Origin of the sequence: Rufibacter roseolus (genome assembly GCF_017916365.1) — a bacterium.
In the GTDB taxonomy this organism is placed as follows: domain Bacteria; phylum Bacteroidota; class Bacteroidia; order Cytophagales; family Hymenobacteraceae; genus Nibribacter; species Nibribacter roseolus.
Genome location: NZ_JAFMSU010000001.1, coordinates 1,655,373 through 1,679,581 on the forward strand (window position 1 = coordinate 1,655,373; position 24,209 = coordinate 1,679,581).

Genomic DNA, 24,209 nt, shown 5'->3' on the forward strand with positions numbered 1-24,209 from the left:
CTCTTACAGTACTGGTTCAAGTAGGGTGGCTTCTGTTTTGGCTCGCTCTGTTTCAGGTGCCTTTTTGTTAAAAGTGAAGACAACTGATTGCAGTTGTTCCTGGATGTAATGCAGCAGCGTATTAATTAGAAGGATGATACCGGTTATCTCCAAGGTTTCCTCAATGGTGAATATGACAGAATAGAGGATGCCTTCCCTTCCGTAGTTTTCTACAATCCAGCCTCCCACCATTTCCATGCCCAGGGTGCCTGATATAAAAATGAGACCCGCCAGAAAGAAGTTACGGCTATACTTAGCGGGTAGAGACAGCAGAAACCTGATATAGGCTATGCTGAAAATGACCACGAACAAGCCGGCCCCCAGTACCCAGGAAAACAAGAATATGCCTGTAGGCTTTAAAGTATTAAAAGGAATAGCCAACATTTCATGAAATTGAAAACCTTCGTCACAAGCCAGAAGGCAAAATATTAGGGAGAGCCCGGCCCAATGTTTATAGAAAGGGTCTCCCGTTGATTTCTTCGCTTTGGAGATCAGGAAGAATAAGAAAGCGGAAAAGAATAAGATGGAGGTTGAAAAGAAGGCCGGCACGTTTCCCTCACTGTCCATGTAAAATTTTTGAATGAAGGTGAAAACAGACTCATAGCCCAGCACATTTCTCAGATAGCAGGCTATAAGGTTTAAAGCCACCAAGACCAAAGTAGTTTTTATCAAGAAGGATATTACTTTGGAAGGGATTACAGGCATGATAATCTGGGTATCTTTATGCATGTCAATTTGAATTAAACTTATGAATCAAGCGGGTGATAGATAATCTGCCTTGTATAGGTTTATACAATAGTGGAGAGCTTAAATAAGTTGGGTTAGGTATGTTTAACTTGGGAGATTTTCAAGATGCTGAAAATGGTGTTGATGAGTACCTGTATAAAGGCAATGAAAATGTTGAATAACAAAATGCCCTGCAGGGTAGCCACATCAAAAAGGAAAGCTCCAACTACCAGAGATAGGACATTGAGGGGGATGGAAACAAAGGGATTGATTGCCCAGCCCCTGCTTGTGTATAAACCATACGAGATGGTAGAAATCAAGCCCAGGCAACTACCTGCTATTTGTAAAAAGACTTCATCTTGCAGATTGGTGTAGTTTTTACCTAAAATCCATAACACTTCAGAAGGAAACAGCCACACTATGCTTAGTATCATGGTGCTTAACAGCGTGACCATGAACTGAATCTGGACATAACGGCTGAAAAGTAGTCTGGCATTGTGTTGCAGGCGGGCAAACCGCGGGAAAGTAAGCGTACTGAACAGGACTCTTACTACCACCAACGCCAAAGAGAGCCTGCTCATGGCACCTACTTGGGCTACGGCTTCGGTGGTGCCAAAGCTGGAAATGAGCCACAGCGTTAACTGACCAGATAAGCAGTAATAGATAGATCCAGGAAGGATTCTAGAGACAAAAGTTAAGATCTCTTTCCTTACCGCTGGGTCTGGCTCCTGGTGCAAATCGGCGTAACGGGCAGATAGCCTATGCAGTTTTAAGTTTGCCCAAATTTGGGGTAAACCACCAGCTAGCACTGCTACAAAAGCCCATGGGAAGGCAAACATGGTTAAGCCAATAAGGGTTAGCCTCCCTAAATTCACATGGATGTGGTTTTTCTGAAGGGGCGCAATATCCTGGCGTAGCTTCAGGGCCGTTTCAAGCAGGGTGCCCGACAATGCTGATAAAAAAGCAGGGATCAGACTAGCCGTGATCAACCCCGCCATCAACCAGCTTGCCTGGTGGTGTCTCAGCAGATAGAGCAGGAGGGGAACGGCGATAGCCAAGCTGCCAATGGCAAACTTTTTTCTTAGCTCCAGCCCTGTAGTGATGACAATGCCCAATTGCTGAGGGTTTTGCCACACCTTTCCACCTTGGGCCATCACGCCGGTGGAGATGCCCCCATCTGCTAAAATGGTCATTGTGCCAAGCATGGTGTTTGCCAGTGTATAAAGGGCATACTCATGCGTGGGGAGCAGCCGAATGACCAAAATGCCGCTCAGAAACCCCGTGATTTGTACCAGTAACTGAGCCGACCCCGTAAGGGTAATCAGCTTCCCCCATTCAATAGCCTTAGAATAGTATGACTTCTTGTATTTATGTTCAGCAACTGCTCTCATGACCTAAATAAATGAAAAGCTGATCTTCTGACTTAAATCACTATTATGTTTTTGAGCGACTTTCAGCGATTTCAGCTTAAAACGGCAATGCCATTTTGAATACTTTGTTCACTTTGAGGTGAATTCTTTGGGGGAGAGTCCAGTGATTGGTCCAGTGTACCTGAAAGGAGTTCCATCTCTTGATTTCAAGTTGCCTGGTGGTTGCCGGGGAGGTAGACAAGAGCTTTATGAGGGAGTTAGCCAAATAGCCCGCCACCACCTCCGGGCTGAAATATTCTTTCCAGTACTGGTAAGCGGCCTGGCCTAACCTGCTGTAACTACCTTCTTGCTCTTTCAGAAAAGAATAAAGCTGGTCCGTTTTGTTCTGGGGGTAAAACAACGCAAACTCGTTCCAGTCTGGCCCTGGGGGCGGAACAAACTCATCGGCAATGATCACGGGACATCGGCCAAGGGCCATGCTTTCATAAATCCTGAAGCTAACGGGGGCCCACCCTGCGGGGCAGAGCGAAAACTTGGCGTTCCGGATAAGTTGAATGTATCGTTCCTTTTCTTCTTGCTGGTGGTTTAGCCAGCTGTCAGTAGCCTCTATCTGGAATTCTGGATTTGATTTCAGGCTTTTGATGAGCTCTACTCTTATTTTGTTTGACTTGGTGTTTCCTCTCCAGCTGGCCAGGAAAAAAGGTGGCTCATCAACCAGGCTTTCTGAGAAGATTAGTTTGTTGGGGTACTCCATGTAAGGAACAGAGGCATGGATAGCACCATCAAATCGCGTTTTAGGTAAGCTGGTGTATAGGCCTCTTAAAAGCCCGGTTGCGCAATCATCCCTATTGATAGTGTAGACCTTGGAAGCAAAGTCATTGATTAATGCATCTTTCAGTAAGCTCTTGATATATCTGAAATCTTTGTAAGACTCTTTTTCCTGGATTATGAGGGCATCGGCGGTGTCTGGTGAAAAGACTTCCTCCACAGATCCAGTACTCAAAAGCGCTTCCTTTACATTGGTAAGCATCTTTGAGTCAGGATCAGCTAAAGGTGATAAGTCGCTGGTTATGAAAAATAACTTTAGTCTCATCTATTCCGGATAATTTTTGAATATATGCCATGATATAATCTTGATTGCTTATTTAAAACTCAATGCTTCATTTGAAGTGATAAGCATGGGGTAGTTTCTTGTTTGTACAATGTGATATAAATAAATAGGCTGAAGAATTTAGAATAGAATATAAAAGTCTGCTGGCTGACTAGCTTAGAAGTTCTTTAGAGGGGGTAGGCGATTGATATTTGTTTTCATAGCCGTAGCCATATCCGTATCCGTTGCCGTTTTCTTTTCTGGCATCGTTCAGCACAATCATTGGATGAGGCAGGGTTTTGTTTCTGTAAATCTCATCAATCATTTCAATCTGTTTCCTGAAGGTGTAATTGTACCTCATTAAGTAAATGGTTGAGTCCACCAGGGTGCTTAACACCAAGGCATCTGCTACCTGCCCAATTGGGGAGGTATCAATAATGATATGGTCAAAGCTTTGCTTTACTTCATTTATCAAATGGCCTAGTTTTTTTGATACCATCATTTCTGCAGGATCTGGAGGAATGGGCCCCGCCGAGATAGCATATAGCTCTGGTACCATTTCCGTTAATCTGATCAGATCATGAATCTGAACTTTATCGGATACCAGGTAATTGCTTACCCCAAGTCCTGTTGACAGACCCAGTTCGGCTGAAAGGCGCGGAGATCTTAAGTCAAGGTCAATGACTAGTACTTTTTTTCCGGTTAGCACCAGGCTGGCGGCCAGGTTAATCCCAAAAAAGGTTTTCCCCTCGCCACTCATGCTGGATGTAATAAGCATGACCTTGTTTTCTTTGTCTACTGCGGCAAAGTGAAGTTTTGCCCTTATAAGCCGGAACAACTCTACAATGGGGGCCCGGCTTCCTTTCTTAACAACCACAAAGTCTGGTGAGTCCTTTTGGCATAACTCACCCAAAATTGGGGTGTTAGTGGCGTCTTCAATCTCTTTCTTCGTTTGAATTTTGTTTTTTAAGATGTTTCTCAGATAAATCCCTGCAAATGGAATGAGCAAGCCTAATAAAACTGACATCAGGTAGACAGTAGATTTACTGGGCAATACTGAAAATCCTTCCACAATAGCGGGGTCAATGATGCGGATGTGGGATACCGAGGAAGCCAGTGACAGGGCTGTTTCCTCCCGTTTCTGTAAAAGGTACAGGTAGAGGTTCTGCTTTATACTCTGTTGCCGGTTAATCTCTAATAATTGCCGCTCCATTGAGGGCACTTTCTTAATCTTTGATTTGAATTGGCTTGAGGTTGCCTTTAGTTTATTACTGGTAATGAGCAAGCTTCTTTTAATGTTTCCAAGGTTCTCCAGCAGGTTTACCCTGAGGTTGGCAAGTTGCTCGTTTATGTTTTGGATTAAGGGACTATTGGGGTTGGTTGTCCGGAGCATGCGCTCCCGTTCTAATTGCAATTCATTGAATTTGGCAATGAGGCTCATTAGGGTTTGGTCCTGAATGCCTAATGAACTTGGTACCATCCGGTATTCCCCTTTAGCCTGGCTGAGGTATTTCTCTATGGATCTGAGGATATCTATTTGGATAGCCCATTCAGAAAGCTGTTTATTATAATCGCTTGCCTGCGCCAAATAGTCACTTGCCTGGGTATTGACATCGGTGACTTCATTCTGGCTTTTATATTGTTCTACATTCTTCTCAACACCAGAGAGCTCGGTAGTTAAGTATTTAAGCCTGTCGTCTATGAAAGCGAGGGTATTGGTAGCCAGAACGTTTTTGTCTTCAATAGATTCTTTGTTGTAGAGTTCAACCAGCTTATTAAGAATATCTTTGGCTCTTTCTGGCTTGGAGTCTGTGAGTTCTAAACTGATTACGTTTGTCCAGGTCTTGCCTGCCTGCATTACCTTAATGGAGTTATGATAGCGGCTGGCAACATCTTGAATGTTCTTGAACTGAACCTTGACCTGGTTTAGGTTAGAGGAAGGGGTGGGGTTCAGCTTATAAGTGGCCAGCACGGTAAAAGTGGCATAGGGCTTTTGAATTCTCTTGCCAAAACTATGGATGCTTCTTTTGCCATCCTGTTCTTCAAGTACAAAACTATTGTTATCCTTGGTATAGATGGTGAGTTCTTTATTGTAACCTGAGCTATTCAGGCTCTCCACAATAAGTTTTATAGGCAACTCCTTTCCATAGATTTCTATATCTTGGAATTGACCCTCAATGTAATAGTTGGTGAATAGCTCCAGGTCTTTGACCACCCTTTCCATCAAGGTTTTAGAGTCTAGAATCAAGATTTCATTGTCAACTACCTTCGTAGAGTTAAACATATCCAAGTCACTGAAAGCCCCTGCCCCAGAAATACCCTGCCCTCTTTGGTAGTCTTTTATAAGCAACTTGCTGACCACTTTGTACTGAACACTGGTGTGGTAGCGTAAGTACATAAAAGCAGCTCCCACACTCAAGAGGACGCCAATTAAGAATAAATACCAGTACCTGGAGTACTGGATGAAGGTGTTTCTAATATCATTGGTCTCCTTTTTCTCCGCTTTCAACGGAAACAACTCCTCTGTTCCTGCCAACCTTTGCATATCCTTTAACTTTAAATGAGTCTGGTAATAATGATGCTTATAAGCGAGATAATGGAAAGCCCAATAGAGATATTGCTTCTGGTATTACTCAATTGAGCATCACGGGCTTTGCTTGGTTCTACATAAACAATGTCATTTTGCTGTAGGTAATAATAAGGTGAATTCAATGCCTCTTTTTTGGTTAAATCTAACCGTGCGGTGCTGCGTACCCCATCTCTTTCTCTTATAATTAATACGTTTTCTCTCTTGCCATAAATGGTCATATCACCGGCCTGGCCCAATGCCTCTATTATGTTTACTTTTTGAGTGGGGGCTATATACGTAGAGGGTTTATTTACTTCACCCAGTACCGTGTATTTGAAGTTTATAAAACGGATATTAACAATTGGGTTTTTGACATGTTTTTTGATTTCATCGGTCATTCTTAGGGTGGCTTCAGCTTTCGTTAGGCCTGCCAACCTTACCTTGCCCAACACCGGGAAATTGATCTCCCCATTTTCCTCCACCAGGTACCCCTCCGTTGATACAGTTGTCCTGACTCCATCGCTTGTCATGCCCGGAGTCACCAAACTGCCCCCGTTGAACAATATGTTAGATTCTGGATTCAAACTGCTCACTGTTATGCCCAGAATATCACCTGATTGGATTTTGGGTTCATTTGCGTTAGAAATGTCTGTATTAGTTTCGGTGGAAGATATGTTTTTTAAATCTTCAAAATAGACCAGGTTTTTAGAGGGGCTGCATGAAGTAATTAAGAGTAGTAATATGGTATAAATGAATAGGTATTTTTTGATTTTACGTAATCTAATGTTGACCTCCATGCTATTTTATTGATTAATGTTGTGGTTCCTGTTTTGTGTTTGAAATTATGAATTGACCTTCTTTTAATCACAGGCCCAATTCATAACCATAGGTAGTTTGGTTGTGTTTTAGGGTGAGTATTGTAGTATATAAGTTTTAACTTTTTAAATGGTGATTTTTATTTGGGCATATAATGCATGCTTGTCAAGACTTTATATTATTTCTTATCTAAATAGAAGATGCTTTGTTTTATTTAATCTAACTGACCTTGAGCTAAAGTAGATCTGCAGTTACTTTAGATAGGTAGTTATTCTCACTTTCTTAAAACGTGAAAGTGAAGAGGAGTAAAACGCGGTTTCTTTGGGTCTCTTTATCTGTACTCAGCTTAAATTCTATTAGGTATTACAACTGGGGGTTTCAGCAGATCTTGAGTATATCGCAGAGCAACAATCCATATAAAGGTCCACGCATTACAATTTTTTTGGTGTTTTAAACAGATTATACCCTATCAGACTAAATGTTGTACAAATTACTGTCAGTAGACTTTCCTGAGCTGACCAAGGGAGAGCAAGTAGAGGTTGTAGGTTTAAATTATGCAATTGTAACTTAATATAAAAATATTTTTCAAAATGATAAAAATAAATTATTGAGTTAGTTATAAATATTATAAAAATGTTTATCTTGACGGATGTTTAATGAGCTTTTTGTAGTAATTCTTAAAATTCAGGCGATTTATACCTATAGAGTAGTAAAAACCGAATAGAATAGCTAGTGATCTGGAGTGCCTTTTGTAGCCTATGTGTTGTACTAGGTGGCAAAAGGTTAATAGATTACCCTATGGGTAAATTGTAGTTTCGTTTGGCTTTGCTTCTATAATAGTACGCAATACCTTGCATCTTTCTTATGGCAGGATGTAGTGTGTTGTTGCTCAAAATAGGTTTTGGTTGTTGTTTACCGGATTGCATCTTTCTTCCCCCATTCGCACCGCCATGGCCCGCATCCCGTCCACGCCCCCGCCGGTCCCGCCCGTTCCCCCGGGGGAGCACAGGCCCCTGTGGTCGGTGATGATCCCGGCCTACAACTGCGCCGGGTTCCTGGCCGAGGCCCTCAGGGGCGTGCTGGCCCAGGACCCGGGCCCGGCGCTGATGCAGATCGAGGTGGTGGACGACGCGAGCACCGACGCGGACCTGGGGGCGCTGGTGCGGGAGCTGGGCCGGGGCCGGGTGGGCTACCACCGCCAGCCCCGCAACGTGGGCAGCCTGCGCAACTTCGAGACCTGCCTCACCCGGGCCCGGGGCCGGCTGGTGCACCTGCTGCACGGCGACGACCGCGTCCGGCCCGGCTTCTACGCCAAAATGGAGGGCCTCTTCCAGCGCTTCCCCCAGGCCGGCGCCGCATTCTGCAGAAACAGCTTTATAAATAATAAAGGAGTTTGGTCACATAATACCCCGCTTGAAGCCAATGATGACCTTGTCTTAGATAATTGGCTTCTTCGTATTGCGGAGAGGCAGCGTATCCAGTATGTATCTATTGTGGTGCGGCGGGAGGTGTATGAAACGTTAGGTGGGTTCTACGGGATGCCCTATGGTGAGGACTGGGAGATGTGGGTACGCATTGCCAGATTTTACCCGGTGGTCTACTCACCCGAAGTCCTTGCCGAATGCCGGATGCATGCTAGTTCCATCTCCAGCCGGTTGGGTACTTCTGGCCAAAGCCTTCCTTATCTGATCAAATGCCACACCCTGATTCAAGAGCATATCAGGCAGGCAGATCTACCAGAGAGCTTAAAGGTCAAAGCTATTGCCAAGGGCAAGCTGCATTGTGCCTTATATTGCCTTTCGTTAGCAAAAGGAATTTACAAGAGAACCCAGGATAGCAGATTGGCTATGGGATATATTAAATCGGCTTTACGGTTAAGTAATCACCCCCTGGTCTATGTCAGGGTTCTGAAGCTTTGTGTCAAACTTGCCCTTCTGAAACATCAACTTTACTTCCTGTAGCAGAATCATATTAGTTCAGGGGTTACACTGTCTATCGCACCGCTATGGCCCGCATCCCGTCCACGCCCCCGCCGGTCCCGCCCGTTCCCCCGGGGGAGCACAGGCCCCTGTGGTCGGTGATGATCCCGGCCTACAACTGCGCCGGGTTCCTGGCCGAGGCCCTCAGGGGCGTGCTGGCCCAGGACCCGGGCCCGGCGCTGATGCAGATCGAGGTGGTGGACGACGCGAGCACCGACGCGGACCTGGGGGCGCTGGTGCGGGAGCTGGGCCGGGGCCGGGTGGGCTACCACCGCCAGCCCCGCAACGTGGGCAGCCTGCGCAACTTCGAGACCTGCCTCACCCGGGCCCGGGGCCGGCTGGTGCACCTGCTGCACGGCGACGACCGGGTCCGGCCCGGCTTCTACGCCAAAATGGAGGGCCTCCTCCAGCGCTTCCCCCAGGCCGGCGCCGCATTCTGCAATTATGATGATATAAATGAGTCTGGTGCATATCTCAGAAGCTATGTGCCTGTACTGGAACAGGCCGGAATCCTGAAAAACGGCCTTTTAACTGTAGCGGGACAGCAGCGCATTCAGTACGTTTCTATGGTAGTGCGGCGAGAGGTGTATGAAACATTAGGAAGCTTCTATGGCGTAACCTATGGCGAGGATTGGATCATGTGGGCCCAAATTGCAAAGAAATACCAGATAGCGTACTCACCTGAACCTCTTGCCGAGTATCGTAAACACAAAGGTTCTATCTCCTGGCCTAAAGCAGAAAATGGGCAAACTACCAAAGACTTGGCTTATGTCATCAGGCATATAGAAGAGATGTTACCCCTTGAGGGGAAGTACGTCATGGCAAATGCAAAAAAAGGCTGCGCGCTTTACTGCATGGCCAAGGCTAACGTTATTTGGAAGCAATCCAAGAATCTAACGGCTGCCCGTGATCAGGTAAAATTGGCTTTGAGTCTGGACAGATCTGCCAAACTTTACTACCACATTTCTAAGTTTTACCTGAAGGTAGCGCTAGGGTAAGGTGCTTACCTGGCAGGTTTATAGTGGCATTGGTGTCATTATCCTTTTTGGGTTCAGCCATATAGAAAATGAACCCTACTTTTGTGAACGTCCTTCTCTTCTGCCTTGAATTATTTTAGATTGGTTTTTTAGAACGCCTTAATAAAATTGAGGTTATTGCATCCTTCAAAACTAAAATCTATTGCTTCCTTCCAGCGGAAATCAGTAGGCCTGAAGCTCAACTGTTCCAGGAGAAGTTCTCAGGGGAAAGGCCTGCCAAAACCTTTCCCTTGATACAATGCATCAACTCGTCACAGAAGTACCATGGTCATATCATTACAAGTAAAGAGAGCCACCTGGGCCGGTCTGCTCCTGGCAACGGGGTTGTTGGCTTCCTGCCAGAAATTACCAGGAGCGAATACCATCACCGTGCAGAATCGCCTGGACCTGGACCGGTCCTCAGAGACCATCTCAGTTCCTGTTTCCAAAGTGAAAGCCCTTGTGGCGCAATTTGGGGCGGAGAACCTTCTGGTCAGGGATGCCGAGACCCAGCAGATCCTGGTAAGCCAGCCACTTGACAAAGACCTGGACGGCACCGTAGATGAAATCCTGTTCCAGACCGACATCAAAGCCCGGGCCATCAAAAAGTTTTATGTGCAGGGTGCCACGAACGGAGCTGCTTCCCAGCCCAAGACTGAAATCAGAACCTACTCCCGGTTTGTGCCGGAACGCACTGATGACTACACCTGGGAGAATGACCGGGTGGCTTTCCGGACCTACGGTCCCGTGGCGCAACAGATGGTGGAGCGGGGAGTCCCCGGCGGAACCCTCACCAGCGGAATGGATGCTTGGCTGAAGCGGGTGAGCTATTCAGTCATTGATGCCTGGTACAAAGGATACCTGAGCAACCCCAACTTTTACCACACTGACCGGGGCGAGGGGTATGACCCTTACCATGTTGGTCCCAGCAGAGGCATCGGCGGCATTGGTGTCTGGGAAAACGACTCTTTATATGTCTCCAGAAATTTCACCAGCTACCGGAAAATAGCGGACGGACCTATCCGGACTATATTTGAGTTGACCTATGCGCCCTGGCAAGCCAACGGGAAAACCGTAACCGAGAAGAAAATCATCAGCCTGGAGCTGGGCAGTAACTTGTCCCGGTTTGAGGTATCTGTTAAAAGCGATAAACCACTGCCCAACGTAACCGCCGGAATCACCCTGCATGACAAAAAAGGCGAAGCAAAGGGAGACCAACAAGCCGGTTGGTTCCGCTACTGGGAACCAATGGACGGTTCTTACCTGGGCACGGGGATTGTCATGGCGCCTGCGGCGGTAAAGGCCTTCAAAGACCATCGGGTGGAGACCAAAGACATGAGTCACCTGTACGTGATGGCAACGCCCAAAGAAGATAAAGTGATTTACTACGCCGGATTTGGCTGGGTGAAAAGTGGGCAGTTCAAAACCGTGCAGGAGTGGGATGCCTACCTATCCGACTTCGCCAAAGGGGTGGCCTCACCGCTAGTAGTGACTTTCTAAGACCAATTGAATCCGCGGCTGCTTACAGGAAAAACCTGAGGGCACGCCAGCGTAACCGCCTCCGGTTTCAGGGCCTTTTTTTATGAAAAGGCCCTGAAACCGGAGGCGGTTTTTTTAATCTGTAAATCTCTCTTTATTCTTCGGAAAGAAGGTTCTTAGGCCTTTTGCAGGTGCCTTGGTGTTGATCAAAGGGGATCTCGAAAGGGTAGTTATGTAGATTTTAAATCCCAGTAATGATAATTGTTTTTAAGACACCTATTGCATAAATGCTAAAAGAAAGGCAGTTTTACGTCAATTCATCAAAGACAAGGAGAAATTCAATAGCTGTATTAGCTTTTAGTAATTTTTTGAGTCTTAATGAAAGCGATTCTAGAACCCTGGATTTTAGAACTACTGTCTTTCCGGGTTGGCGCAGTCTCCACTTTCCAGATTTCCTGTAAAGGGTTGTGCTGCTGCTTGTAACCATCATCTGGAGATGACCTTCGTTCCTTTTTGATATGATTTCTGTACTGAAGGGCCTCCCTGGATGGGGCCTTGGTTAGATAAAATAATACACGCCGTCCTTCATGCGTGAATACTGAGGCGGGTGCCTGGCCTGAAAGCAAAGTTGGGCACCCGCTACTTTTATATTAACAGCAACCCAAAAATGTCGCCTACCCCCAAGGTTCTCTGTTCATGAAACTCAAACTACTGGTTCTTGCCTGCCTTTTTCTGTCTTTTCTGGCAATATCAGCGGAGGCGCAACAAAAGAAAGCCGCAAAGACCAATGATAGAGTGGTTTGGCTCCGGCACCTGGACAAAATCGTTCGGCCGGTGCTGTCCAATCTGGCAGAGGACAAGTTGAAGGAGAAAATGCCGGTGGCGCTGTCCAATAAGATCGATTATAAAAGCTCCCGCGAGAAGGTGTCTTACCTGGAGGCGTTTGGAAGGGTCATGAGCGGCATAGGACCCTGGCTGAACACCGAGGGCGGCTCGAAAGAAGAGGTGACGCTACGGAACCATTACCGGCAGTGGGCTTTAAAATCGGTGGCCAATGCCGTGAACCCAGCCGCAAAGGACTATATGCAGTGGAACGGCGGACAGCCTTTGGTAGACGCCTCTTTTCTGGCTTTGGGATTGGTGCGCTGCCCCTGGCTTTGGGAAAATCTGGATGCGGGGGTGAAAGAGCAAGTTATCACAGCCTTTAAAACCACTCGGGAGACCGTGCCGGTGTTTTCCAACTGGGTGCTGTTCACCGGCATGATAGAGACTTTCTTCTGCCAGTACGGTCTGGAGTATGACCCGGTGCGCATTGAATACGGTGTGCGGGAGTTTGCCAACCATTGGTACGTGGGCGATGGCATGTACTCAGACGGAATGAATTTTGCCCAGGACTACTACAACAGCTACGTCATTCAGCCTTACCTGGCCACCATTGTGCGGGTAGCCCACGAAAAGAAGAAAAACTACACCTGGTACGTACCTAACCTGCTCAAGATAAACCAACGCTACGCCGAACTCCAGGAACGCATGATCCATACCGATGGTAGTTTTCCGGTCATCGGAAGGTCCATCACTTATAGGGGCGGAGCCTTCCATCACCTCGCAGATATGGCCCTCCGGAAGCAATTACCAGAGTCATTGAGCCCCGCGCAGGTAAGGAGTGCCCTCACGGCGGTGCTGAATAAGACCATGGAAGCGCCTTCCACTTTCACTAAGGACGGTTGGCTGAACATCGGTCTGTACGGGCACCAGCCAGATGTGGCAGATTTCTACATCACCACCGGGAGCCTGTACCTGTGCGCCACCATCTTTTTGCCCCTGGGTTTACCCGAATCTGATAAATTCTGGTCTTCTCCAGCCGAGCCCTGGACGGCGGTGAAAGCCTGGAGTGGGCAACCGGTGCCGGCAGACCATGCCCTGGAATTGAAATAGCGTTTCTGAAAATAGAAGCCCCGCCTTTATGATGCGCCAACTGAAACCCTTGAAAACTTTACCGCCGGTACAAAAGGTATTGTCATGGCTTAGTGCGAGGTTAAAGCGGTGGACTGCTGTTTGGGGGCTGTTTTCAGGAAAACGAGTCCTAAATGGTGGGGATGATTATGCGCTGCATTCAGCGTATGCCTTGCGGGGCACATTTATTTTGGCAAACTTCCATGTACAAAGAAGCATGTACAAAGAAGAAGGAAGCTATTACTTAGGAAGGGGCAAGGTTGAAGGTGATTGGAGTAGGTGTAGTTTTGTAAGGCGGGAATTGAAGAATTGAAAACCAGCATTAAGCATATCATAAAGGGGCACAAGGTACGGCTGTCTCTGTATTTGAAAGTAATCCAACTCTGCATTATGCTAGGGGTTGCTGTTCCTTTGGCCTCCTTTTTGCCAAATCAGCCCCGAAACATCATCCGGCAGTATGGGGTGGAGGAAGGACTGTCCCTGGGAATCGTCACCAGCATCAGCCAGGACCAGAGGGGCCTCATGTGGTTTGCCACCGAAGACGGCCTCAACCGCTTTGACGGCTATTCCTTCAAAGTCTTTAAATATGATCCAGCCCGGGAGAACAGCCTCACCGGAAACTTCATCCGCAAAGTCTTCACCGATTCCAAGGGAATGGTCTGGGTCTCCTCCCGCCACGGCTTGAACCGCTTCAACGCCAAAGGAGAGGCCTTCGTGCATTACAGTTACCGGGCCGGGGTTGCAGGCTCGCTCGCGGGCGATGACATCAGTGACATAGCAGAGTCTAAGTCAGGCAATTTGTGGGTGGCTTCCTACAGAGCCGGGGTGTCTTTCTACCATCGGGGGAAGAACCAGTTTAGGGCTTACCGGAAAAAGAACTTGCCAGGCCTTCCCAGCGATAAAATCATCAGCCTTTATGAAGACAGCAAAGGGTGGCTGTGGGTGGGCACCCAGGATGCCGGCGTGCACGTGTACCAGGTGAAAGAGGGAGCTGTGCTGGGCAAAGTTCCGCTTCCTGCCGCAGAAAGTTTAGCCGGAGCCAGCGTGTCCTGCATCTATGAAGACCGCTCGGGGCATGTTTGGCTGGGTGCCTCCACGGGCCTGTACCTCTATGCCGGAGACAACAGAAGTTTTACCGCCTTCCCGGGCGCAAAATACTTCCGGAATAGCAACATCGTCCTATCAGTTTTAGAGGACAGCAAGGGCATGTTGTGGGTGGGCCTGCAAGACGGTGGGGTGTACCAACTGGATTTGCGCCATTTAAGGAAAAACGGACCGGAAAAAGCCATCTTCACCGAGGCGCAGGGCAAAGACGGGCGTCCGCTCACCCAACGGTCGGTGCAGGCCCTTTTTGAAGACAAAGACCAGAACCTGTGGGTAGGCACCTACGGTGACGGTATTAAGATGGTAGCCCGGGAAAATGAGAAGTTCATCAAGTTCCGCCTTTCCCAGGACGTTTCTGGAAAATCGGCCCCAAACGAGATCCGCTATTACGGCATCTGTACCGATGCAGAGGGCAATCTATGGCTGGGCACCGATGGCAACGGCATCTACAAATGCGATAAAACCGGTAGGATACTCAGCCATTATGCCAGCTCCCAGCCTGGAAAAGGCTTAACTGACAATGCCATCCTCAGTGCATTAAAAGACTCCAGGCAGAACCTGTGGTTCGGGTCTTATTCCAAAGGCCTGTTCCTGTATAAGAAAGAGACCGATTCTTTCCAGAACTTCCAGCATGACCCGGCCAACGCCAGCACCTTAAGCGGGAATGATGTGCGCGCGCTGTTCGAGGATTCAAAGAAGAATCTATGGGTGGGCACCAATGGCGGTGGTCTGAGCCTGCTGCAACCCGCAGGGCAGGGTTTCAAGAACTTCAATACGGCCAACAGCGGCATTACCTCCAATGACGTGCGGGCCCTCGCCGAGGACAAGGCAGGTCGCCTGTGGATTGGTACCTACGGCGGAGGCTTAAGCTGTTACTCGCCCGGCACCCGGACCTTCAAAAAGTATGCTTACGTTGAAGCGAATGGCCGAAACCCCTCCAGTGAGGTGGTGTTGGCGCTATTCGTGGATCAGAAGCAAAACCTCTGGATCGGGACGGAAGAAGATGGCCTGTTCAGGTACAACCTGGCTACGAACAAGATACAGCAGTACAGAGAAAAAGACGGCCTGGGCAACAACACCGTTTACGCCATTCAGGCAGACGTCATCGGGAATATCTGGGTGAGCACGAACCGCGGGTTGACCAAAATAGACGCCCAGACTGGGAAACTGTATAACTATGGGCTTTCTGATGGTTTGCAGAGTGGGAAATTCAACCCGGGCTCGGTACTGGTAAATAGGGAAGAAGGGCTCCTGGGGTTTGGCGGTACCAAAGGCCTGAATCTTTTTTACCCCGGCCAGATCAAGGAGACCGTTTCTGCTCCCCGGGTACTCATCACCGGGCTGCAGCTTTTCAACAAACCAGGCAGCCAGCAGCAGGAACAGCTCATTGAGGAAAACCAAACCCTTACCTTAAGGCCAGACCAGTCGGTTTTCATGATTGAGTTTGGGGCCTTGGACTACGCGCACCCGGCCAAAAACAACTATGCCTACCGGCTGGAAGGCTTTGACAAGGACTGGAACTATGTGGGGCAGCAGCGCTCGGCCACGTACCGGTACCTGAGCCCCGGCACCTACACGTTTCAGGTGAAAGCCTCTAACCAGGAGAACGCCTGGGACCAGGAGTATACGTCTTTGAAAATAGTGGTGTCGCCTCCTTTCTGGCGGACATACTGGGCGTATTGCCTGTATCTGATTGTGGTCATCGCCACTGCGTTTGGGGTGTACACCTTCCTGGCCCGGCAAAAGAAGCTTCGGCGGAAGCTGATGCTGGCCAAGGCCCAGAGCCGTAAAGAGCGCCGCATAGCCCGGGAAAGGCTGAGTTTCTTCACCGAAGTATCGCATGAGTTCCGGACCCCGCTCACCCTGATGCTGGGCCCACTGGAGGATCTGGTCAACAAGGAAACCACCTCTGAAGCAGGGAAGAAACTGCAGATGGTGTACCGGAATGCCCACAAACTCCTGACCTTGATCAATAAATTGCTGGATTACCGCAAAGCCGAAGCGGGTAGCCTGGTTTTGAAAGTGCAGGAAGAAGACATAGTGAGCTTTGTGAAAGAGATCTACATTTCTTTCCAGGAACTGGCCGGCAAAAAGCAAATCCACTACGAGCTGGAGGTGCCAAACGCCCCGGTGTTGGTGTGGTTTGACCGCGAGAAGCTGGAGATGGTCTTGAGTAACCTGCTTTCCAATGCTTTCAAATATTTAGGCGAGGGGAACCGCATCACGGTGGCGCTCACCGTAGACAACGCCTCCGCCACCGTAGAGGTGAAGGACAACGGCCGGGGGGTGCCGGTGAGCCAGCAGAAACACATCTTTGACTGGTTTTTCCAGGGAGATCCTGTCACGCCTATGAGTTCGGGGCTGGGGTTGGCGCTGGCCAAAAGGCTGGTGCTGCTGCACAAAGGCGATATCTATGTACAGAGCGAGGAGGGAACCGGCGCCACCTTCGGGTTCAAAATTCCTTTGGGCGTGGAGCACCTGGATGCAGCCTCCATGGTGAGCCCCGAGGAGACACCTCTGTTACCGGAAACCAAGGCAGAAGGGATTCCTGTCTTGCCCGACGTTTTAAGCCTAGATTCTGGAAATCACCCCAAAAAGGGCCAGCGGAAGATCCTGATTGTGGAAGACGAGGAAGACATCAGAAAGCTTCTGAAATACTACCTAAGCGAGCAGTTCCACATCCTGGAAGCGTCTAACGGCAAAGAAGGGCTGGAACTGGCTTTGGCCCACCATCCAAACATCATCATCAGTGACGTGAAGATGCCCGTGATGGATGGGATACAGCTTTGCCGCGAACTGAAGACCAATATCAGAACCAGCCATATTCCCGTGGTGCTGCTCACGGCCCGAACCGCTTTTGCTCACCACAAAGAGGGCCTGGATACCGGCGCCGATGCCTACCTGACCAAGCCTTTCAGTCCGGAGCTGCTGCAGATCAAGATCAAGAACCTGCTGGAGTCTCAGGAGAAACTGAAGAAGTTTTACCTCAACCTGTTCAACATCAACAGCCCGCAGCCAGAAAAAGAAACCAACTCCGTAGATGAGCAATTCCTGAAACGCATCTATGAGGTCCTGAAAGAAAACCTGGACAACTCTGAATTCAACGTCAATGACCTGGCTGCGGCCCTGAACATGAGCCGGTCTCTGGCTTACAAGAAAATCAAACTTCTGACCGGGGCCTCACCCGTGGAGTACCTCCGCACCCTCAGGCTGCAGGAGTCGGCCAAGCTCCTGAAGACCGGCAAGTACAAGGTGTTTGAGGTGGCCTGCCAGGTGGGCTTCAATGACGATAAGTATTTCAGGCAGTGCTTCATCAAGGAGTTTGGGTGCACCCCCTCAGAATTTGTTAAAACAGCAGATATATGCTGACACACAGGGGTGTTTTTGATAAAAATACACATATGCCCCCGTTTAAATAATAGTTTGTCACCTCTCTGATGAGGAAGGATGATGTTCCTTTGACATAGAAAAGCAAGCGAAAAGGTGCGCTGCCTGGCAGTTCAGAAAGTGCCGCCGCCTAAGCCTGCAATTCAAGAATCCGCTTAAGGAATTGTCAAACTAACCCATTCTTCCAAATGCTACAAACATTACTCAAAACAAAGAGGTACCTCCTGGTACTACCTCTTCTGCTCTTTCAGATGGGGGTGGCCCTGGCACAAGGCCATACCGTGAAAGGCAAAGTAACCGATGAGACCGGTACAGGCATGCCGGGGGTGACTGTATTGCTGAAGGGAACTTCCACTGCCGCCCCCACCAGTGCAGACGGAACGTACACCATCCAGACCCCGTCCGGCGAGGGAACGCTCGTGTTCTCCTTTATCAGCTACCAGACCCAAGAGGTAGCCATTAACAACCGGACTACCATTGATGTTACCATGAACACCGATGCCAAGGCTTTGGACGAGGTAGTGGTAGTGGGCTACGGTACCCAAAAGAAAGCCACCGTTACCGGATCTATCTCTGAGGTAGGCGGGGCAGCCATCAACAAAAGCCCTCAGCCTAACGTGTCTAACGCCCTAGCAGGCCGGGTCTCTGGGGTGGTGATCAACAACCGCGGCGGTGAGCCCGGTTACGATGGTGCCGAAGTAAGGGTAAGGGGCCTGGCCACTACCGGTAACAACGATGTACTGATCGTGGTAGACGGCGTTCCTGGCCAGATTGGCGGCCTAGACAGACTAGACCCCAATGACATTGAAAGCATCACCGTGCTGAAAGACGCTTCGGCGGCAGTTTACGGAAACCGGGCTGCAAACGGCGTTATCCTGGTGACCACCAAAAGAGGAACCACTGGCAAACCCACCGTTTCCTATAGCTACAACCAAGGATTCTCTTCCCCAACCCGCTTGCCTAAGTTCGCCGATGCCGCTACTTATGCCTCTATCCTCAACGAGATTGACTACTACAACAACACCGCCGGTGGGTTGAACCAACGCTACACGCCTGAGGAAATCGAGCTTTTCCGGAACGGTTCAGATCCTTTGAACTACCCTAACACTAATTGGCTGGATGAGGTACTAGATCCTTATGCCCTGCAAAACAGACAGAGTCTTTCTGTAAACGGGGGAACGGAGAACGTGAAGTACTTTGCTTCTTTGGGTACCCTTTCCCAGGACGCTCTTTACAAAGACGGCGCTACCAAGTACAACCAGTACAACTTCAGAACCAACCTGGACGCCAACATCACTGACCGGTTCAGTGTGGGGTTGTCTTTGTCAGGCCGTCAGGAAGACAGACAATTTCCTCAGTTTGGCGCCGGCGGAATCTTCTGGCAAACGTACCGCGCCTATCCGTTCATCCCGGCCCGCTACCCTAACGGTCTGCCCTCGCAAGGGGTAGAAGGGGGGATCAACCCGGTGATGATTGTCACCGATGCCGCTGGCCTGAACAAAAACCAACGCCTTATCTTCAACGGAATCCTGAGAGGCCGCTATGACTTCGGCTTCCTGGAAGGACTATCGGTAGACGGTTTCTACTCTGCAGACAGAGGCCAGAGTTTTACCAAATCCTTCGTGAAGCCTTACCTGGTGTATTCTTATGAAGGCAATGACACCTACAAGCCTATCACCGTGGGTGAGCCGAAAGCTTCTTTGTCACAGATCCAGGAGAATACCAACCTGCTTACGGCCAACATCAAATTGAATTTTGAGCGCCACTTCGGCGACCACGGCATCAACGCCTTCGTGGGTTATGAGCAAAGCAAGAACAGTCTGGAGCATTTAGAGGCTGGCCGTAGAAACTTCCCTACCATCCTTACCCCTGAATTGTCACAGGGCGGAACCGGACCTAATGACAGAAGCAACGGTGGCTGGAGCTGGGTATTTACCAGAAGAAGTTACCTTGGTAGAATTGCCTATAACTACAAAGAGAAGTACCTGGCAGAATTGCAGATGCGCGCCGATGGCTCCGCTAACTTCCCTAAAAACAGCCGTTGGGGTTATTTCCCGGGTGTTTCCCTGGGCTGGAGAATCTCTGAGGAGGGATGGTTCAAAAACAGCCTGCCTTTCATGAACGAGCTGAAGCTTAGAGCTTCTTATGGTGAGCTGGGGAACGATAACGTAGGCTCCAACCAGTTCATGAACAACTACTCCTTTGACAACCGCTACGTGATTGGCGGTGAGGTGTACCCTGGTCTGAACCTGGTGAAACTGGCTAACCCTAACATCACCTGGGAGGTAGCCCAGAAAACAGATGTAGCCGTAAGCGGTATCTTCCTGAACAACTTCAACTTTGAGTTCATCTATTTCCAGCAGAAACGGAAAGATATCCTGGCCAACAGAAACGCATCTGTACCATTTGTAACTGGTATCGTGAACCCTTGGGGCTCAGATGCGCTGGTGCCTTCAGAGAACATAGGTCAGGTAAACAACAATGGTATAGAGGCCACCTTAGGGTTTGACAAAAGTGCCGGTGACTTCAGATACAACATCTCCGGTAACATCACTTATGCCAAGAATGAGATCGTATTCATAGATGAGGCGCCAAGTATCCTTGATTACCAGAGACAAACCGGTGGTCCGTTGAATACCTCCTTACTGTACCGTTCTATCGGCATCTTCCGGTCTCAGGAAGACTTAGACAAATATCCGCATCCATCCGGAGCCAAACTGGGTGACTTGATCTATGAAGATTACAACAAGGATGGTAAGATCACGGCAGATGACATGGTAAGGACTGATCTGGGCAATATTCCACAGATCACCTACGGTCTGAACCTGGGCGCAGAGTACAAAGCCTTTGACTTCTCGGTTCTCTTCCAGGGCCAGGCCAAGGTGAGACAGTACGTGTTGCCAGATGTAGGACTCAGCGGAAACTTCTTCAGCACCTGGGCAGATAACAGATGGAGCCCAACCAACCCTAACGGTTCTTATCCAAGGGTAGATACCCGTACCGGTTCTGCGGTGAGCGGCGGGCTTTTCCCAAGTGACTTCTGGTTGTACAACACCGCTTTCTTAAGGGTGAAGAACGTGGAGTTAGGCTATACCCTGCCTTCTACTTTACTGTCTAAAATCAAGATTGAGAATGTGCGGGTGTATGCCAACGCTTTCAACCTGGCCACTTTCACCAAGGTGAAGGATTTTGACCCGGAGACCAGCTCAGGGAACGCACAATTCTACCCGCAGCAAAGAATCATCAACCTGGGGGTAAATGTCAAATTCTAATTCCAAGCACATCATGAAACTGAAAATATTTTCTGCCTTTGCCTTAGGATTGGCAATGTGCATGACCTCTTGTAAAGAAGATTTCCTGGAAGTAACGCCGACCGACAGGGTATCTGACGAAGCCATCGTGGGAGATTCTGTGCTCTTCGAGTCCTTCGTGATCAACCGCTACCTGGGCGCCCGCTTACAGGACAAAGAAGCAGACGGAGCGCCTCCGGGCTTTGGCAGAGGCTGGGAATACGCCTTGTGGTCTTCTCTGACTGATGAATCTATCTATAGAAGCGATGACAACACCTGGTTAGTGCAGCGCGGGCAGCTGGCCCCTGAGAATACCGGTATCACAGGTACTTTGTGGGGAAGAAGCTACCGCAGCATAAGAGAGGTGAATTACGCCCTGGCCAACGTGGACAAGGTGCCCATGAGCCAGTCGCACAAGAACCTGCTGGTGGCGGAGCTGAAGTTCATCAGAGCGTTCCGTTACCATGACCTGATCCGTAACTACGGCAAGGTAGTACTGGTGGGAGATAAGGTTTCTCAATTGGGCGAGGATTTCACTGATCCGGCCCTGTTTCAGCGGGCTCCGCTACAGGAGAGTATCGCTTATGCCACGGCGCAGTTAGACCAGGCTGCCGCCGCCTTACCGGCAGAAAACAGCAACAGCTGGCAGAAAGGAAGAGCCACCAAAGGTGCCGCTTTAGCCCTTAAATCCCGTTTGATGCTTTATGCCGCCAGCCCACTGTATACCCAGAACGGAAGCACGGTAACCTGGCCGCAGGCTGCCCAAGCGGCAAAAGACGTGATGGATTTGAATCTGTACACCTTGGATCCGCAGTACGCCAATATGTTCATCAACGAGGCCGGTAGCAGCAAGGAAATCATCTTCGCCCGCTACTATAACCTCAATTCTCGCCATACGGCCCTGGAGATTGCCAACGGACCCAATGGGTATGATGGCTGGGGTGGAAACGCGCCTCTGCAGAACCTGGTGGATGCGTATGAGATGTCCAACGGAAAGATGATCTCAGACCCAACCTCAGGGTATAATCCTCAGAATCCGTATGCAGACAGGGACCCTCGTTTCTATGCCACCATTCTGTACAATGGGGCGCAATACAGAGGACGGGCCGTGGAGACCTTCACCCCAGGCGGAAAAGACAGCAAGGATGGTCCTTCTAACTGGAATACTTCCCAGACCGGCTATTACCTGCGCAAGTTCATGGATGATACCAACCCTATCCAGAACCCCTGGAATGTGGCCGGAAGACAGCCCTGGATTTATTTCCGCTTTGCTGAGGTCCTGCTGAACTACGCCGAGGCCCAGAACGAAGCCGTTGGTCCGGATGCCACAGTTTATTCCGCCATCAACATGATTCGTCAGCGCCAGGCAGTGAACATGCCACCACTTCCCGCGGGACTTTCCCAGGCCGAAATGCGCCAACGCATCCGCAATGAGCGTCAGGTGGAATTAGCGTTTGAGGAGCATCGGTTCTATGATGTGCGCCGCTGGATGATCGCCGAACAAACGGAAAACACCCCCGCCTACGGCATGGAGATCACCAGGCAGGGTACCAACTTCGTGTTCAACCGCAAGGTAGCCTTGGAAGGCCGTAGTTTCCAGAACAAGCATTACTGGCTGCCCATTCCAAGAGCAGAGATCCAGGCCTCCGGAAATAAATTAGAACAGAACCCGGGCTACTAAGCCTTCAGTAACAGATCTCCCATGGTGCACTTGCGTGGCGCCATGGGAGTCTTTACGCTCATGGTGCAAACCAAAAGGAATTTACTATGCTTACAGCTATACCCCGGGTCTTAAAAGAATCTACTTTGGTTAAATCTCTCTTCCTCTCCACTCTTTTCGCATTCCTGGGCTGCACCGACGATGGTTCCACCGGGGCAGGAGATGATCCTTCCACCAACGCCTCGGTGAAAGTGACGGCCACCATAGACGTGACCAAGCGGTTCCAGAAGATAGACAACTTTGCCGCCTCAGACGCCTGGTCTTGCCAGTTTGTGGGAAATTGGCCCGAAAACAAGAAGAACGCCATCGCGGACTTGCTCTTCAGTACCGCCTCTGATGCCAACGGACAGCCCAAGGGAATAGGTTTGTCTTTGTGGCGGTTTAACATGGGCGCCGGCAGTACCCAGCAGGGTGAGGGGAGCGGGATCAGAGATGAGTGGCGCCGCGCCGAGTCTTTCCTGGACAGTGACGGAAGCTATAACTGGCAGCGCCAGGCCGGGCAGGTTTGGTTTCTGAAAGCCGCCCAGGCCCGCGGCGTAAGTAAGTTCCTGGCTTTCCCCAACAGCCCTACCGTGAACCTTACCCGCAACGGGAAAGCGTATGCCTCCAACGGCAATCCCAACCTTGACCCTGCCAAGTATGAGGCTTTCTCTGATTACCTCGCCGATGTGATCCAGGGCGTGCAACGGGTGCATGGCATCACCATGGACTACATCAGCCCGGTGAACGAGCCGCAGTGGGACTGGAGCGATGGCGGACAGGAGGGCACTCCCTTCATGAATGAGGATGTGGCCGGCATTGTCCGGGCGCTGAACACCTCTTTGGCCAGAAGAAACCTACCCACCAAAATAGACATCGCGGAAGCCGGCAAAATAGACTACCTCTACCAGCAAGCTGATAAACCCAATAGAGGAAACCAGATTGATGCCTTCTTCTCCAAAAGCTCCCCGCATTACGTGGCAGACTTACCCCATGTAAGCAAGGTGATCTCCGGGCACAGCTATTTTACCACCTCCCCCCATGACCAGGCCGTAGCCAGCCGGAAACAATTGGCCAGCAAAGTGGCTGAAGTGCCCGGTCTGGAGTTCTGGCAGTCTGAGTACTGCATCCTGGGCGACAATGCCGGTGAGATAGACGGTAACAAACGCGCCTTGGGCATTGATCCGGCAATTTACCTGGCCCGCGTCATCCATAATGATCTTGTGGTAGCCAATGCCACAGCCTGGCAATGGTGGCTGGCCATCTCGCCCTACAACTACAAAGACGGCCTCATTTACATTGACCAGAACAAAACCGACGGCAATTACTATGACAGCAAGATGCTGTGGGCCCTGGGCAATTACAGCCGCTTCATCCGGCCCGGAGCTGAGCGCGTGGATCTGCAGGTCGCGGGAAATGACAAAGGAAACGATGCCTTGCTGGCCTCAGCCTACCTGGACACCGAACAGAAGAAGCTTGTGTTGGTGGCCATCAACTCCAGCATTTCTCCCGCGCAGCTGAACATACAACTGAAAGGTGCCACCCTCCGCAACATCAAGCCCTACGTCACTTCTGACAAGGAGAGCCTGAAGCCAGGTGCCACTTTAGAAAAACAGGAAGACATCATTTTGGCGCCCCGCTCCATCGTCACCTTCGTGGCCGATGTGCAGCTTTGATAAAGGCAGGGTTTTA

General features: G+C 49.6%; 13 protein-coding genes. 8 read left to right on the forward strand and 5 right to left on the reverse strand.

Features of this window, described 5'->3' with window-relative positions; genetic code table 11:
• Window positions 1-3 precede the first annotated feature (3 nt).
• From J3P35_RS06555 to J3P35_RS06575, 5 genes are all read right to left on the reverse strand, one after another.
• Window positions 4-768, reverse strand: a complete 765-nt coding sequence (locus tag J3P35_RS06555) for a hypothetical protein (protein WP_210463530.1) — start codon at window positions 766-768, stop codon at window positions 4-6.
• 92 nt (window positions 769-860) lie between these two features.
• Entirely contained in the window at window positions 861-2,156 is a 1,296-nt protein-coding gene (locus J3P35_RS06560; RefSeq protein WP_210463531.1) for an MATE family efflux transporter, read from the reverse strand.
• Between the two features lie 76 nt (window positions 2,157-2,232).
• Window positions 2,233-3,138 carry an exostosin domain-containing protein gene (locus tag J3P35_RS06565; protein ID WP_210463532.1) on the reverse strand — a complete coding sequence of 302 codons (906 nt, stop codon included), beginning with the start codon at window positions 3,136-3,138 and terminating at the stop codon, window positions 2,233-2,235.
• Window positions 3,139-3,397: 259 nt separating this feature from the next.
• The gene (locus J3P35_RS06570) at window positions 3,398-5,770 is read right to left on the reverse strand and encodes a GumC family protein (RefSeq protein WP_210463533.1); all 2,373 of its coding nucleotides are present in this window, start codon (window positions 5,768-5,770) and stop codon (window positions 3,398-3,400) included.
• Between the two features lie 11 nt (window positions 5,771-5,781).
• Window positions 5,782-6,591 carry a polysaccharide biosynthesis/export family protein gene (locus J3P35_RS06575; RefSeq protein ID WP_210463534.1) on the reverse strand — a complete coding sequence of 270 codons (810 nt, stop codon included), beginning with the start codon at window positions 6,589-6,591 and terminating at the stop codon, window positions 5,782-5,784.
• A gap of 1,044 nt (window positions 6,592-7,635) precedes the next feature.
• On the opposite strand from J3P35_RS06575, the gene J3P35_RS06580 reads away from it, so the two are divergent.
• From J3P35_RS06580 to J3P35_RS06615, 8 genes are all read left to right on the forward strand, one after another.
• A complete protein-coding gene (locus J3P35_RS06580; RefSeq protein ID WP_246850000.1) occupies window positions 7,636-8,571 on the forward strand; it encodes a glycosyltransferase family 2 protein in 936 nt (311 codons plus the stop codon).
• A gap of 44 nt (window positions 8,572-8,615) precedes the next feature.
• Window positions 8,616-9,587 (forward strand): glycosyltransferase family 2 protein, encoded by a 972-nt coding sequence (locus tag J3P35_RS06585; protein WP_210463536.1) that lies wholly within the window; start codon window positions 8,616-8,618, stop codon window positions 9,585-9,587.
• A 303-nt stretch (window positions 9,588-9,890) separates the two neighbouring features.
• On the forward strand, window positions 9,891-11,105 hold the full coding sequence (locus J3P35_RS06590; RefSeq protein ID WP_210463537.1) for a DUF4861 domain-containing protein: 1,215 nt from the start codon (window positions 9,891-9,893) through the stop codon (window positions 11,103-11,105).
• 675 nt (window positions 11,106-11,780) lie between these two features.
• A complete protein-coding gene (locus tag J3P35_RS06595; RefSeq protein ID WP_210463538.1) occupies window positions 11,781-13,019 on the forward strand; it encodes a DUF2264 domain-containing protein in 1,239 nt (412 codons plus the stop codon).
• A gap of 408 nt (window positions 13,020-13,427) precedes the next feature.
• Window positions 13,428-17,510 carry a hybrid sensor histidine kinase/response regulator transcription factor gene (locus J3P35_RS06600; protein ID WP_210463539.1) on the forward strand — a complete coding sequence of 1,361 codons (4,083 nt, stop codon included), beginning with the start codon at window positions 13,428-13,430 and terminating at the stop codon, window positions 17,508-17,510.
• Between the two features lie 206 nt (window positions 17,511-17,716).
• Complete coding sequence (locus J3P35_RS06605; protein WP_210463540.1) at window positions 17,717-20,800, forward strand: SusC/RagA family TonB-linked outer membrane protein; 3,084 nt, start codon at window positions 17,717-17,719, stop codon at window positions 20,798-20,800.
• Entirely contained in the window at window positions 20,787-22,499 is a 1,713-nt protein-coding gene (locus J3P35_RS06610; RefSeq protein ID WP_246850002.1) for a RagB/SusD family nutrient uptake outer membrane protein, read from the forward strand. The genes J3P35_RS06605 and J3P35_RS06610 overlap by 14 nt, the downstream gene beginning before the upstream one ends.
• Window positions 22,500-22,585: 86 nt before the next feature.
• The gene (locus tag J3P35_RS06615; protein ID WP_210463541.1) at window positions 22,586-24,193 is read left to right on the forward strand and encodes a glycoside hydrolase; all 1,608 of its coding nucleotides are present in this window, start codon (window positions 22,586-22,588) and stop codon (window positions 24,191-24,193) included.
• Window positions 24,194-24,209: the final 16 nt, after the last annotated feature.

What these genes read in the sequence shown, in the direction of transcription:
- J3P35_RS06555 (WP_210463530.1), bottom strand. Translation starts at nt 768, where the DNA reads ATGCATAAAGATACCCAGATTATCATGCCTGTAATCCCTTCCAAAGTA.
- J3P35_RS06560 (WP_210463531.1), bottom strand. Translation starts at nt 2,156, where the DNA reads ATGAGAGCAGTTGCTGAACATAAATACAAGAAGTCATACTATTCTAAG.
- J3P35_RS06570 (WP_210463533.1), bottom strand. Translation starts at nt 5,770, where the DNA reads ATGCAAAGGTTGGCAGGAACAGAGGAGTTGTTTCCGTTGAAAGCGGAG.
- J3P35_RS06575 (WP_210463534.1), bottom strand. Translation starts at nt 6,591, where the DNA reads ATGGAGGTCAACATTAGATTACGTAAAATCAAAAAATACCTATTCATT.
- J3P35_RS06580 (WP_246850000.1), top strand. Translation starts at nt 7,636, where the DNA reads ATGATCCCGGCCTACAACTGCGCCGGGTTCCTGGCCGAGGCCCTCAGG.
- J3P35_RS06585 (WP_210463536.1), top strand. Translation starts at nt 8,616, where the DNA reads ATGGCCCGCATCCCGTCCACGCCCCCGCCGGTCCCGCCCGTTCCCCCG.
- J3P35_RS06590 (WP_210463537.1), top strand. Translation starts at nt 9,891, where the DNA reads ATGGTCATATCATTACAAGTAAAGAGAGCCACCTGGGCCGGTCTGCTC.
- J3P35_RS06595 (WP_210463538.1), top strand. Translation starts at nt 11,781, where the DNA reads ATGAAACTCAAACTACTGGTTCTTGCCTGCCTTTTTCTGTCTTTTCTG.
- J3P35_RS06600 (WP_210463539.1), top strand. Translation starts at nt 13,428, where the DNA reads ATGCTAGGGGTTGCTGTTCCTTTGGCCTCCTTTTTGCCAAATCAGCCC.
- J3P35_RS06605 (WP_210463540.1), top strand. Translation starts at nt 17,717, where the DNA reads ATGCTACAAACATTACTCAAAACAAAGAGGTACCTCCTGGTACTACCT.
- J3P35_RS06610 (WP_246850002.1), top strand. Translation starts at nt 20,787, where the DNA reads ATGTCAAATTCTAATTCCAAGCACATCATGAAACTGAAAATATTTTCT.
- J3P35_RS06615 (WP_210463541.1), top strand. Translation starts at nt 22,586, where the DNA reads ATGCTTACAGCTATACCCCGGGTCTTAAAAGAATCTACTTTGGTTAAA.